The 14,306-nt window shown below is 57.8% G+C and carries 6 protein-coding genes; all 6 read right to left on the bottom strand.

Going from position 1 to position 14,306, the window contains the following annotated elements:
* Window positions 1–19 precede the first annotated feature (19 nt).
* The gene (bglX, locus tag AC2D8U_RS01445) at window positions 20–2,404 is read right to left on the bottom strand and encodes a beta-glucosidase BglX (RefSeq protein ID WP_484617255.1); all 2,385 of its coding nucleotides are present in this window, start codon (window positions 2,402–2,404) and stop codon (window positions 20–22) included.
* Window positions 2,405–2,709: 305 nt separating this feature from the next.
* Complete coding sequence (gene bglX, locus AC2D8U_RS01450; protein ID WP_484617256.1) at window positions 2,710–5,088, bottom strand: beta-glucosidase BglX; 2,379 nt, start codon at window positions 5,086–5,088, stop codon at window positions 2,710–2,712.
* Window positions 5,089–5,594: 506 nt separating this feature from the next.
* Window positions 5,595–8,018: a beta-glucosidase BglX gene (bglX, locus tag AC2D8U_RS01455; protein WP_484617257.1), complete on the bottom strand. Its 2,424-nt coding sequence runs from the start codon at window positions 8,016–8,018 to the stop codon at window positions 5,595–5,597.
* A 343-nt stretch (window positions 8,019–8,361) separates the two neighbouring features.
* Complete coding sequence (locus AC2D8U_RS01460) at window positions 8,362–9,918, bottom strand: sulfatase family protein (RefSeq protein WP_484617258.1); 1,557 nt, start codon at window positions 9,916–9,918, stop codon at window positions 8,362–8,364.
* Window positions 9,919–10,056: 138 nt separating this feature from the next.
* Complete coding sequence (locus AC2D8U_RS01465; RefSeq protein ID WP_484617696.1) at window positions 10,057–11,748, bottom strand: sulfatase family protein; 1,692 nt, start codon at window positions 11,746–11,748, stop codon at window positions 10,057–10,059.
* 129 nt (window positions 11,749–11,877) lie between these two features.
* A complete protein-coding gene (gene bglX / locus AC2D8U_RS01470) occupies window positions 11,878–14,256 on the bottom strand; it encodes a beta-glucosidase BglX (RefSeq protein WP_484617259.1) in 2,379 nt (792 codons plus the stop codon).
* Window positions 14,257–14,306: the final 50 nt, after the last annotated feature.

The raw sequence follows: 14,306 nt of genomic DNA on the forward strand, positions 1-14,306 counted from the left end.
AGGCTGGCCTCAGGCTGGCTCAGAATTTCAGGGTAAAGGGCTTACGCTGGACCCGATCGGAGGCGGTCCCCACCATCACCTGGAACTCGCCGGGCTCGGCGCCCCAGCTCATGTCGGCGCGGTAAAACGCCAGATCATCCGCAGACAAGGTGAAGCGAATGGTCTTGGTTTCCCCTGCATCGAAATGCACCTTCTGGAACCCTTTGAGCTCCTGCACCGGGCGGGTGATGGAGCCCACCAACTGGCGGGTGTACAGCTGGATCACCTCTTCCCCGGCGTGCTTGCCGGCGTTGGTAACCTCAACAGACACCGTCAACTCGCCATCCAGGGTCAGGGTGCCTGAGGACAACGTCATCTCACCGTACTGGAACTCGCTGTAGCTCAGGCCATGCCCAAAGGCGTACAGCGGCGTGTTGGGGCTGTCGTCGTAACGGCTCTTGTAATGCTCCTGGCGCTGATTCGGGTTATCGGCCAGGTACGGACGGCCGGTGTTCTTCATGTTGTAGTAGATTGGCACCTGACCGACGCTGCGGGGGAAGGTCATCGGCAGCTTGCCGGAGGGATTGGCGTGCCCCAGCAGAATATCGGCCACCGCCGGACCGCCCATGGTGCCCGGGTACCAGGCATGGACGATGGCATCCAGATTTTCATGCTCCCAGCTCAGATCATTGGATCGGCCGGAGAAGATCACGCCCACCATGGGCTTGCCCAGTTTCTTCAGCTCGATCATCAGCTCACGCTGATTGCCCGGCAGGGTCAGCTCGACCCGGGAGGCCGCTTCGCCGGACATGCCCTGATGCTCACCGATGGCCAGCACGATCACGTCGGACTGCTTGGCGATCTTCACCGCTTCGGCAATGTCGGCGGCCAGTTTGGGATCGTTCGGATCGGCGTAAGTCACCATGTGATCGGCGCGGGACTCGGCAAAGGCGTCATCCACAAAGAAGTTGAAACTCGCGCCCTTGGTGGTCCGCAGCACCGCCTGATCGCCAATGGCCGCCTCCAGGCCACGTTTCACCCCGATCGGCTTGGAGCGGCCACCCCGGGCCCTCCAGTTACCGATCATGATGCTGTCAAAATCCGCCAGGGGGCCGATCAACGCGATGTTGTCGAGCCTGTCCAGATCCAGCGGCAGCGTCTGGTTGTCGTTTTTCAGCAGCACCATGGAGCGACGCGCCGCGTCCTGACTGGCGGCCAGGTGTTCAGGGGCCAACAGGGTGTCTTTGGCACGCTGCTCATCGAAATAGCGGTAGGGATCCTCAAACAGACCCAGGCGCCACTTCATCTCCAGGATGCGACGTACCGAGGTGTCGATGGTCTCCATCGATACCCGGCCTTCGTCCACCAGCTCCTCCATGTAACCCAGGTAGAGCTGGCCCACCATGTCCATGTCGGCACCGGCATTAAAAGCAATTTCCGCCGCGTGCTTGTTATCGCGGGCAAAGCCGTGGGGCACCAGCTCGTTGATGGCGGTGTAGTCAGTCACCACGAAGCCTTCGAAGCCCCATTGATCGCGCAGCACGTCGGTCAGCAGGAACTTGGAGCCGGAGGCGGGAGTGCCATTCAAGTCATTAAAGGCGGTCATAAAGGTGGCGACACCGGCATCGACCATCGCCTTGAACGGCGGCATCTGGGTGGTCCACAGCTCATGCTCGGACACATCCGTGGTGTGGTAATCCCGGCCCGCCTGAGACAGGCCATAACCGACGAAGTGCTTGGCGGTGGCGGCAACGGTGTCGATGGCGGCCAGATCGTCCCCCTGGAACCCCTCGACCCGGGCCACCGACATCACAGTATTCAGATACACATCCTCACCGGCCCCTTCGGACACTCGACCCCAGCGGGGATCCCGGGTGATGTCGGCCATGGGCGCAAAGGTCCACATGACGCCATCGGAAGCGGTCTCTTTGGCCGCGATGCGTGCCCCTTGCTTGACCAGCTCAGGATCCCAGGAGGCGGCCTCGCCGATGGACTGGGGGAACATGGTCATGTGACCGTGGATCACGTCATAGCCGAACAGCAGTGGGATCCCCAATCGGCTGTTTTCCACCGCCAGTTGCTGCAGGGTACGGTTGAACTTGGGCTCAAAGGCGTTAAACACCCCGCCCACCCGGCCGGCGCGCACCAGCTTCTCATACTCGGCATTGACGGTACCGCCGGTGCGATCCTTCACACTGGTCTGCAGATCCAACTGGCCGATCTTCTCGCTCAGGGTCATCTTGGCCATCAGCTCGTCGATGAAGGTGTCCATCTTGGCCTTATCGTCTTTCCAGATGGCGACCGAGGCGGGCACCTCGGCCCGGTTCGGATCCAGCAGGCGGCCAGCATCGGAAGCCAGGGCGCTGGAGGCGACGGGCGCAGCCAGGGCTACTGACACCATCAGGGGCAAAAAACGCAGTTTCATGGTACGGGGTCTCTTATCGTTATTGTAATGCAGTACTGGACAGTGCCAGTCAGGTGGCAAGCTCTTTGCCAAGCGCTATTTCAAGCCGTTCCCTTTATATCAGCCCCCCGAAATGAAGGTTGTTCAACCAGACATTTTGATTGAATTCCGTGGGGTGATTCACATTTACCGAACCCATGAAAGCGACGCCTAATTGCGGGCTCCCAAACCCAGCCTTTCCCGGTACTTTTGGGTCTAAATTCAAAGCAAAAAAAAGGCGCTGCAACTGCAGCGCCTTGAAGGCTTGTTCTAACTTAAGGGGTCAATTACTCAACCAGCTTGAAGTCTTTACGCTGAACGTTGTCAGACGCGGTACCTACCATGATCTGGAAGTCACCGGCTTCGGCGCCCCAGCTCATGTCGGCACGGTAGAACGCCAGATCGTCGGCGGTCAGGGTAAAGCTGATGGTCTTGGTCTCACCAGCCTCGAAGTTTACCTTCTCCCAGCCTTTGAGCTCCTGTACCGGACGGGTCACAGAGCCCACCATCTGACGGGTGTACAGCTGGATCACCTCTTCACCGGCGTGCTTACCCTTGTTGGTAACGTCAACGGATACGGTCAGCTCACCGCCCATCTTCAGGTGATCAGAAGACAGCTTCATCTCACCGTACTGGAAGTCAGCGTAGCTCAGGCCGTGACCGAAGGCGTACAGCGGAGTGTTCGGGCTGTCATCGTAGCGAGACTTGTAGTGCTCCTGACGCTGGTTCGGGTTCTCGGCATCGTACGGACGACCGGTGTTCTTCATGTTGTAGTAGATTGGGATCTGACCAACAGAACGTGGGAAGGTCATCGGCAGCTTACCGGACGGGCTGTAGTCGCCGACCAGCAGATCGGAGATCGCGTGGCCACCGGAGGTACCTGGGTACCAGGCGTGCAGGATCGCATCCAGGTTCTGGTGCTCCCAGCTCAGATCGTTAGGACGACCGGAGAAGATCACGCCAACCATTGGCTTGCCCAGTTTCTTCAGCTCTTCCATCAGCTCACGCTGAGTACCCGGCAGGGTGATCTCAACACGGGAGGCGGCTTCACCGGACATGCGCTGCTCTTCACCGATGGCAAGAACAATGATGTCAGACTTCTTGGCGGCCTTAACGGCTTCCTTGATCATCTTGGCGTGCGCAGGCTTGCCGATCACATCACGACCCACAGAGCGAATGCCCACGTGAGGAGAGGTGTCATCTTCCGCGTGCAGGTGCGCGTAGGTGGCGCCCTGGGCGTAGTTGATGGTCACGCGGTCACCCAGACGCGCTTCCAGACCCTCTTTCAGGGACACTGGCGCCTTACGACGGTCACCGGCACCAGCCCAGTTACCGATCATGTCTTTCTTGTTGTCGGCCAGAGGACCGATCAACGCGATGGAGTTAATGTCATCCAGCGCCAGAGGCAGGGCCGCGTTGTCGTTCTTCAGCAGAACGGCAGACTTACGGGCCGCATCACGAGCCAGCTCCAGGTTCTCAGCGGTCAGGATGTCACGCTCGGCACGATCCTTGTCGAAGTAGCGGTACGGATCTTCGAACAGACCCAGACGCCATTTCATTTCCAGGATCAGACGTACGGAGTGGTCGATCTTCTCTTCGGAAACCTTACCTTCGGCAACCAGTTCCGCCATGTAATCCATGTAGGACTTGCCTACCATGTCCATATCGGCACCGGCGTTGAAGGCGATCTCGGCGGCGTGCTTGTCGTCACGGGCGTAACCGTGAGGGACCAGCTCGTTCACTGCGGTGTAGTCGGTTACTACGAAGCCTTCGAAGCCCCACTGGTCGCGCAGAACGTCGGTCAGCAGGTACTTGGAGCCGGAAGCCGGGATCCCGTTGAGATCGTTAAACGCGGTCATGAAGGTGGCTACGCCAGCGTCAACCATCGCCTTGAACGGAGGCATCTGCTGAGACCACAGCTCGTGCTCGGAGATGTCGGTGCTGTGGTAGTCACGGCCACCCTGGGACAGACCGTAACCAACAAAGTGCTTGGCGGTGGCAGCCATGGTGGTTGGGGAAGCCAGGTCGTCGCCCTGGAAACCCTGTACCCGGGCTACGGACATCTTGGTGGCCAGCAGTACATCTTCACCCGGAGCTTCGGACACACGGCCCCAGCGTGGGTCGCGAACCATGTCGGCCATTGGCGCGAAGGTCCACATGATGCCGTCGGCAGTCGCTTCCTTGGCCGCGATTTCGGCGCCTACACGGGCCACTTCCAGATCCCAGGAAGCCACTTCACCCAGAGACTGAGGGAAGATGGTCTTGTGACCGTGGATGATGTCGTGGGCGATGATGATTGGGATCCCCAGACGGGATTCCTCTACGGCGCGCTTCTGCAGCGGGTAGGCACGATCGTAGGTGAAGTTGTTGAAGATAGAACCGACTTTACCTTCGGCAACCCAGTCTTCGTACTCGTAGTTCACCAGAGAGCCAGTGTTCGCCATAATGCCGGACTGCAGATCCAGCTGACCGATCTTCTCAGCCAGGGTCATCTTGCTCATCAGATCGGAGATGAAGGCATCCATCTTGGCCTTGTCGTCTTTCCAGACAGCAACAGAAGCCTTTTCGCCCATAACAGGGTTCAATACAGCACCGGCATCGACTGCCATGGCGGCAGGCATCACCAGGGCGCTGGAGATCAGCAAAGGTAAAATACGTCGTTTCATAACAACTCTTCGATTAATTATCGTTGGATTTCACTTTTCACTGTTGTCAGTAAGAAGTGAGGAAAATGTACACCTGGCATGAAGGAGTGAAAGTCAGGCTGGCTGTACGCTGCAAGCCTGTCGCCATCCCCTCAAGCAAGGCTAAATTTGGCGTGAAGCTTACCCTCTCACGCGGGCTGATTCCGGCTCATTTACGAACTCTTACACGCTGATGTGATGCCGAGCGAACTGAAGTTCACATTCAACCACGGAGCGTGACACTCCCATCATTTTTGACGTTTTAATGTATAGAAATTCCATGCACGAGCGGAAAAGGAGCCCTGCATTGCAAAGGGGATCACAACGCGCCGGAATGCGAGATCCGGCTCCCTTATGCTCAGACCCGCCCGGTGACCACAGCGCATTTATGGGTAAAGCGGTGATCCCAAGCGGCTCTGACCTAAACCGGCGGTAACAAAAGAGGCCCCGAAAGGCCCCTTTTACTGCTAAGTCAGTTACCCGTCTGATCAGTCGACCAGGGTAAACTCGGCTTTTTGTACCTGGTCCGATGCGGTGCCCACGAATACGTGGAAATCACCGGCTTCGGCACCCCAGTCCATCCCGGCGCGGTAGAACGCCAGATCGTCGGCGGTCAGGGTAAAGGAAACCGTCTTGGTTTCGCCCTTCTCAAAGTGCAGCTTCTCGAAGCCCTTCAGCTCCTGTACCGGGCGGGTGGTCGAGCCCACCAGCTGACGGGTGTACAGCTGAACCACTTCTTCACCGGCGTAGTCACCGCTGTTGGTCACATCCACGGAAACGGTCAGTTCACCGTCCATGGTCAGGGTGCCGGAAGACAGTTTGATCTCACCGTATTCGAAGTTGGTGTAGCTCAAACCATGACCGAACGCGTACAGCGGGGTGTTCGGAGAATCATCGTAGCGAGACTTGTAGTGCTCCTGACGCTGGTTCTCGTTATCCGCGTTGTACGGACGACCCGTGTTCTTCATGTTGTAGTACAGAGGGATCTGACCTACAGAGCGCGGGAAGGTCATCGGCAGCTTGCCGGATGGGTTGTAGTCACCCACCAGCAGATCGGCGATAGCGTGACCACCTGAGGTGCCCGGGTACCAGGCGTGCAGGATCGCATCCAGGTTGGCTTGCTCCCACTGCAGATCATTTGGACGGCCTGAGAACAGGACACCGATCATCGGCTTGCCCAGTTTCTTCAGCTCAACCATCAGCTCACGCTGATTGCCTGGCAGGGTCAACTCAACGCGGGAAGAGGCTTCACCGGACATGCGCTGATCTTCACCAATGGCCAGTACGATCACATCAGACTTCTCAGCAGCAGCAACCGCCTCGGCGATCATCGCGGCCAGTTCGGCCTCAGACAGGTTGTTGTAACCCACCATATGATCGGCACGGGAGGCAGCAAAGTCGCCGTCAACCATGAAGTCGTAGGTGGCGCCGGTGGCGTAGTGGATCGCCACCTTGTCACCCAGGCGTGCTTCCAAGCCAGACTTAACGGATACCGGCACGGTTTCACGGTCACCGGCCGCAGCCCAGTTACCGATCATGTCACGCTTGTTATCCGCCAATGGACCGATCAAAGCGATGGAGCTCAGCTCCTCCAGCTTCAGTGGCAGGGCGGCGTTGTCGTTCTTCAGCAGAACCGCAGACTTACGGGCCGCGTCGCGGGCCAGCTCCAGGTTCTCGGCAGACAGGATCTCTTTCTCGGCACGCTGTTCATCGAAGTAACGGTAGGGATCTTCAAACAGACCCAGACGCCACTTCATTTCGAGGATCAAGCGTACGGAGTTATCGATCTGCTCGATGGACACCTTGCCCTCTTCCAGCAGCTCTTCCATGTAATCCAGGTAGACCCGGCCTACCATGTCCATGTCGGCACCGGCGTTAAAAGCGATCTCGGCCGCGTGCTTGTTGTCCCGAGCGAAACCGTGAGGCACCAACTCGTTGATGGCGGTGTAATCGGTTACGACGAAGCCTTCGAAGCCCCACTGATCACGCAGGATATCGGTCAGCAGCGCCTTGGAGCCGGTAGCCGGAATGCCGTTAAGATCGTTGAAGGCGGTCATAAAGGTCGCCACACCTGCGTCCACCATCGCCTTAAACGGTGGCAACTGGGTAGTCCACAGCTCCTGCAGGGAGACGTCGGTGGTGTGGTAATCACGGCCGCCCTGGGCCAGGCCGTAACCGACAAAGTGCTTGGCGGTGGCCAGTACCGTATCGGTGGCGGACAGATCATCGCCCTGGAAACCGTGCACACGGGCAACGGACATCAGGGTGTTCAGGTACACATCTTCACCGGCAGACTCGGACACACGGCCCCAGCGTGGATCACGGGCGATGTCAGCCATCGGCGCAAAGGTCCACATGATGCCGTCAGCAGCAGCTTCACGGGCCGCCACACGGGCACCAACTTCCGCCACTTCCAGATCCCAGGACGCCACTTCACCCAGCGACTGAGGGAAGATGGTCTTGTGACCGTGGATCACGTCGTAGCCAAACAGCATAGGAATGCCCAGGCGGGTCTCTTCCACAGCCATCTTCTGCAGGTTGCGGTTGAAGTCCGGCTCGTAGGCGTTGAATACCGCGCCGACGTGACCGTCTTTGATCTGCTGCTCGTAGTCTTCGTTGATGGATGGACCGGTCAGATCGCGGAAACTGGTCTGCAGATCCAACTGACCGATCTTCTCTTTCAGGGTCATCTTACCGATCAGCTCATCGATGAAGGTATCCATCTTGGCTTTGTCATCGTTCCAGTGCTTAACGGAAGCCGGAACCTCGGCACGTACGGGATCCAGGGCAGCGGCTGGACTGAGGACCTCAAAGGTCGCGGTGCTGGCTTGCGTATCAGTGCTCGGCGAACAGGCGCTGAGCCCGCCTACCAGGGCACAGGCAATCGTTGCCGATAGAATTTTCTTTTTCATAGTTGCTCTTAGTCTTGAAGGAAGATCGTCTTCTGAGGGCGGCGCCACCATTTGGTGTAAACATCCGCCCATCTCAACTCTGCTTTCGCATTTATAACAATAATTCCCGCTTGAATGCAGTTTGCTGTAAGAAACAATCCTACATTTTTGTCCAGATCACAATTTAACATTGCTTACAGTCACTTACGTTTGCTTTGGCGCTATCGTCCCGAACGTTAATCTGATGACAAATTGAGCGCTTTTCAATCATTCAAACAAAAAAACCGAAGCCTTGAGGCTTCGGTTTACAGAGCTGTAATTAATGTTCAGCAAATGCCTTGCAGAAGGTCACTCGCAGTGGCTCTTAATGCGCGTTATCACGCTCGGGCTTATCCAGCACCATATGAGCTGGGAAATCCGCGGCCTTATCGCCACCGCGGACACGGTAGCGCTTGTTGCGCTCCCAGCCGTGTGGCTTGTTCATCGGGATATCCATGCCACCGGCTTCCGCCAGGATCTCAAACAGGGCGTCCTGCATCTCTTCGATCTTGGCCTTGTACTTAGGATCGGCGATCAGGTTGTTGGTCTCACGGGGATCTTCCTGCAGATCGTACAGTTCATCGGTATCCCACAGACCGTAGTAGGTGGTGTACTTGTAGCGATCGCCACGCAGGGAGAACACGGTGGGGGACTGCGGGAAGTTCTTCTCCCAGTAGTAGACGTAGAGGAAGTAGTCGCGCCACTGGATCTCCTTGCCCTGTGCCAGCGGGATGTAACTCTGACCGTCCATGTATTCCGGCTTCTCCAGGCCAGCCGCTTCAAAGAAGGTCGGGGCGATATCGATGTTGGCGACCACCTCAGAAACGGTCTGGCCCCCCTCGATCTGTGACGGCCACTGCATCAGCATGGGCACTCGAATGGAGGGCTCGTAGGCCACCCGCTTGTCGATCAGGCCGTGCTCACCGAACATAAAGCCGTTGTCACCCATGTAGATGATCAGTGTATCTTCATACACGCCCATCTCTTTGAGGGTCTCTTTGATCATGCCAATGCCTTCGTCCACAGAGGCGAACGCTTCGGCGTAGTTCTGGTAGTAGGTGGTGATGTCCACCTCGGAGTGATACGGGAAGTCCATACCGTGCCAGGAGTTACGCTGATCCCGCAGCCAGCGTGGGGTGTTCGGGCCGTAATCGGTGGGCTTGTGGTTCTCCGGCAGTTCAACCTTACCGTCGTACATGCCGACATGACGCTCGGCCGGAGTGAAGTTGGCGTGTACCGCCTTGTGGGACAGGTACAGCATAAAGGGCTGATCCGAGCCCTCCTGCTCTTTCAACCAGTTGACCGCGTGCTCGTTGAGCATGTCGGTGATGTAGCCTTCCTGCTCGATACGACCGCCATTGAGGTTCAGGGTGTAGCCCTCGTACGGCGGGTAGTATTCACCCTGCCCTTCGAAGCTCATCCAGTGGTCGAAGCCGGCACGGGGGTGATCGGACTCCTCGCCCATGTGCCACTTGCCCATCAGCGCGGTTTTATAGCCGGCCTTCTGCAGGTACTGGGAGAAATAGATGATGTCTTCCGGCTCTTCCCGCTGGTTGTCGATCACCCTGTGCTTGTGGGTGTACAGACCGGTCAGAATGGAGGCACGGCTCGGTGAACACAGTGCCGTGGTCACAAAGGCGTTCTCCAGGTGCACCCCTTCGGCAGCGATGGAGTCCAGGTGCGGAGTCTTCATGAACGGGTGGTCCATGAAACCCATGGCGTCGTAGCGATGATCATCGGTCAGGATGAAGACGATGTTGTGCTGTTTCTTGCCCGGGATCGGTTTGATCTCAACGGTCTCAGGGAAGACCGATGCCATCGCCGTGCCACTCAGGGCGGCCAGGCTGCCCAGCACTAAAGAGGAGGTCGCAGATCTACGCATTCTGTATCCTACAATGGTTATGATTTTTATAGATAAAGGGGCTTTCTCGGAAGACTCCGAAAAAACCCCTTTTAACATCCCTTAGGCCGACGTTATACCGTCAGGCTCACAAGGTGTGACCGTCATTTGGCCAGCCCATCAAGATTTGACATTGATAACCTTGCGGTTCTCGTCGTAACTCTCCGGGTAAAGCTTAAACAGGGGCTTCTTCTTACCACGGAACTCACGAAGATCCATGTTGCGCCACTCTTCCATCGGCGGTACGTCGTACTGCTTCTCCAACTCCTTCAGCTCGCGCTTGAGACGGGCGATCTCACCGGCATACTCAGGGTTGTTGTAGGCATTAACCATCTCGGAAGGATCCGCGTCCAGATCGTAGAACTCCCACTCATCCATCTTGAAGTAGAAGTGCATCAGCTTATAGCGGCCGTCTGAGATCCCGTAGTGACGGTTCACCTTGTGTATCGCCGGGTACTCGTAGAAGTGGTAGTACAGGGCGGAGCGCCACTCGGTTTCGTTGCCCGCCAGCAGATCCGTCATTGAGGCGCCATCCACATCGTCATACAGGTCGACACCGGCGAAATCCAGGAAGGTCGGCGCGTAATCGATGTTCTGGACCAGCTCTTCGACCACGGTACCCGGCTTGATCTTGGCCGGGTACTGCATCAGCAGAGGCGTGCGGAAGGACTCTTCATACATGAAGCGCTTGTCGAAGAAACCGTGCTCGCCGATGAAGAAGCCCTGATCCGAGGTATACACCACGATGGTGTTGTCGGTCAGACCGTTGGCATCCAGGTAGTCCAGCACCTCACCGACTGACTCGTCCACGGCGATGATGGTGGCCAGGTAGTCCTGCATGTAACGCTGGTACTTCCACACCGCCATCTCCTCTTCGGACCAGTTCGCCTCGTTGGCGTTCATATGGTCGTTACGGGCCTGGTAGGCGTCGTCCCACTCCTTGCGCTGCTCGTCAGTCAGACGGGCCAGCAGGTGTGGCCAGATATCCTTGCGCCACTCGGTCTCGCCGACACCCGTGGTCATCTTCAGATCGTGACCTTCCTGGGCATCGCGGTAGATGTTCATCTCCTGCTGACCGGCCGCAACACGCCCCTCATAATCATCGAAGTAGGTGTCAGGCACCGGGAACTCGACGTTCTCAAAGGTACGGGTGTGGCGAGGTGCCGGCATCCAGTTACGGTGCGGCGCCTTGTGGTGCATGATCAGGGCAAACGGCTTGGACTCGTCGCGCTGCTCGTCCAGCCAGGTGAGGGTCTTCTCGGTGATCATGTCGGTGGTGTAACCCATCTCTGTGGTCACGCCTTCAGCGGTGATCCAGTCCGGGTTGTAGTACTCTCCCTGATCATGAAGGATCTCCCAGTGGTCCAGCTTGAAGCCTTCCGGCGTCAGGTTGATGTGCCATTTACCGATGGCCGCCGTGTTGTAACCGGCATCGTGCAGGGAGTTGATCCAGATATCCTGAGTTCCATCAAACACCTGACCGTTAAAGTTAAAGCCATTTTTGTGGCCAAACTTCCCGGTGAACATGGCCGCTCGAGAGGGACCACACAGGGAGTTGGTGACATAGGAGTTGGCAAACAAGGCACCATTGGCGGCGATCCGATCAATATTGGGCGTCGGGGCCAGCTTAGAGATCTCGTGACCATAGGCCGATAACGCCTGAACGGCATGATCATCCGACATGATGTAGATGATGTTTGGACGTTCCTGCGCCGACGCTTCACTGCTCTCGGGTGCTTGGGCATTACCCGTACAGCCCACCAGTGCTGCAGTCCCCGCCACAATGGCGGTGCCTGGAAGCAGTTGTTTCATGGTTTTCACAATTGTTCTCCAATATTGCTGTGATTAAATCCATTGCAAGTGCGACGGGTTTCCCTCTTACCACGGGGCAAAACGAAAGCCTGAACGCACTTAATTATTCTAAAAAACGGTCTTATCCGCTCACTCCACCAGGGTGAATCCGGCTTTTTGCACCCGATCCGAGGCCGTGCCTACCATCACCTGGAATTCACCCGGCTCACTGCCCCAGCTCATGCCAGCACGGTAAAACGCCAGGTCATCGGCGGTCAGGGTAAAGCGGATGGTCTTGGTCTCACCTTGAGCAAACGCCACCTTCTGGAAGCCCTTAAGCTCCTGCACAGGTCGAGTGATGGATCCCACCATTTGGCGGGTATAGAGCTGGATCACCTCTTCACCGGCGTACTGGCCCTTGTTGGTCACCTCCACGGAGATGATCAGTTCACCATCCATCTTCAGGGTGTCGGCGGAGAGCGTCATCGGGCCATACTCGAACTGGGTGTAGCTCAAGCCATGGCCGAAGGCGTACAGAGGCGTGTTCGGGCTGTCATCGTAACGGCTCTTGTAATGCTCCTGACGCTGGTTCGGGTTATCGGCCAGGTACGGACGACCGGTGTTTTTCATGTTGTAGTAGATTGGCACCTGACCCACGCTGCGTGGGAAGGTCATGGGCAGCTTGCCCGACGGACTCACCTCCCCCATCAGCACGTCGGCAACGGCGTGGCCCCCGGAAGTCCCCGGGTACCAGGCATGCAGGATGGCATCCAGGTTCTCATGCTCCCAGCTCAAGTCATTGGGCCGGCCGGAGAAGATCACCCCAACCATGGGCTTACCCAGCTTCTTCAACTCCATCATCAGCTCGCGCTGGTTGCCAGGCAGAGTCAGCTCGGTCCGGGATGCCGCTTCACCTGACATGCGCTGCTCTTCACCGATGGCTAAGACAATCACGTCAGAGTGTTTGGCTGCTTCGATCGCCGCCAACAGATCCCGCGCCAATACCGGCTTGGTATTTTCCATGCGCGCAACCGAGTTCACCTTGACATGACTGTCCTCGCTACCCTCTTCATGCAGGTAGGCATAGGTCGCGCCCTTGGCGAAATTGATCTTCACACTGTTGCCCAGTCGGGCAGTCAGGCCCTCTTTCACCGAAACCGGGACGGTGCGACGATCACCCGCCGCAGCCCAGTTGCCGATCATGTCCTTCTTGTTGTCCGCGAAGGGACCGATCAGGGCGATGGAGTCCAGTTGGTTGGCATTTAACGGCAGCGCCTGGTCGTCGTTTTTCAGCAACACCATGGAGCGGCGGGCCGCATCACGGGCCAGTTCCAGGTTTTCCTCGGAGAGGATCTCACGCTGCGCACGGTCTTCGTGAGAGTAGCGGTAGGGATCTTCAAACAGACCCAGACGCCACTTCAGCTCCAGGATCTTGCGTACCGAGTCATCGATCTTCGCCTCAGACACCTTGCCCTCGGCCACCAACTCCTCCATGTAGGTGATGTAGGAGAGGCCCACCATATCCATATCGGCACCGGCGTTGAAGGCGATCTCCGCCGCGTGCTTGTCGTCACGGGCAAAGCCGTGGGGCACCAGCTCGTTAACCGCGGTGTAGTCGGTCACCACGAAACCCTCGAAGCCCCACTTGTCCCGCAATACATCGGTCAGCAGGTACTTGGAGCCGGTCGCCGGGGTGCCATTGAGATCGTTAAACGACGTCATAAAGGTGGCCACGCCTGCGTCCACCATCGCCTTGAACGGCGGCATCTGGGTGGTCCACAGCTCCTGCTGGGACACATCGGTGGTGTGGTAATCACGGCCGCCCTGGGCCAGGCCGTAACCGACAAAGTGCTTCGCCGTGGCGGCCATGGTGTCGTGACGGGACAGATCTTCCCCCTGGAAGCCCTGTACCCGGGCCACGGACATCTTGGTCGACAGGTAAACGTCCTCGCCCCCGGCCTCCGAGACCCGGCCCCAGCGCGGATCCCGCACCAGATCCGCCATGGGCGCGAAGGTCCAGGCGATGCCATCGGCGGTGGCTTCCCGCGCCGCGACACGGGCGCCCATGCGCGCCACTTCCGTATCCCAGGAAGCCACCTCACCGATGGACTGAGGGAAAATGGTCTTATGGCCATGAATGATGTCATGAGCGACGATCAGCGGGATCCCCAGGCGGGTCTCCTCCGTCGCCATCTTCTGCAACTGACGAGTGAAGTCGGCACCATAGGCATTGAACACGGCGCCGACCCGTCCATCGCGGATCTGCTTCTCGTAGTCCTCGTTGACGAATGGCCCCGTGGCATTGCGATAACCGGACTGCAGATCCAACTGGCCGATCTTCTCCTGCAGCGTCATCTTGCCGATCAAGTCGGAAATGAAGGCATCCATCTTCGCCTTGTCGTCTTTCCAGATGGCGATCGAGGCCTTCTCGCCCGGCGCCGGATCCAGCACCCGGCCCGCATCAGTCGCCAAGGCAGCCGGGGCGGCGAGCGTCATACCGACCACTGCAGATAACAGATGTAACTTCATGACTCTTCTTCACTCCATTGTTGTAAAAACGCAAAATGCCGCACCCATCG

Source organism: Ferrimonas sp. YIN67, from assembly GCF_057219095.1.

Bases quoted from the DNA above. Each gene is read 5' to 3' on its own strand.
- bglX (WP_484617255.1), bottom strand. From the start codon at position 2,404: ATGAAACTGCGTTTTTTGCCCCTGATGGTGTCAGTAGCCCTGGCTGCG.
- bglX (WP_484617256.1), bottom strand. From the start codon at position 5,088: ATGAAACGACGTATTTTACCTTTGCTGATCTCCAGCGCCCTGGTGATG.
- bglX (WP_484617257.1), bottom strand. From the start codon at position 8,018: ATGAAAAAGAAAATTCTATCGGCAACGATTGCCTGTGCCCTGGTAGGC.
- AC2D8U_RS01460 (WP_484617258.1), bottom strand. From the start codon at position 9,918: ATGCGTAGATCTGCGACCTCCTCTTTAGTGCTGGGCAGCCTGGCCGCC.
- AC2D8U_RS01465 (WP_484617696.1), bottom strand. From the start codon at position 11,748: ATGAAACAACTGCTTCCAGGCACCGCCATTGTGGCGGGGACTGCAGCA.
- bglX (WP_484617259.1), bottom strand. From the start codon at position 14,256: ATGAAGTTACATCTGTTATCTGCAGTGGTCGGTATGACGCTCGCCGCC.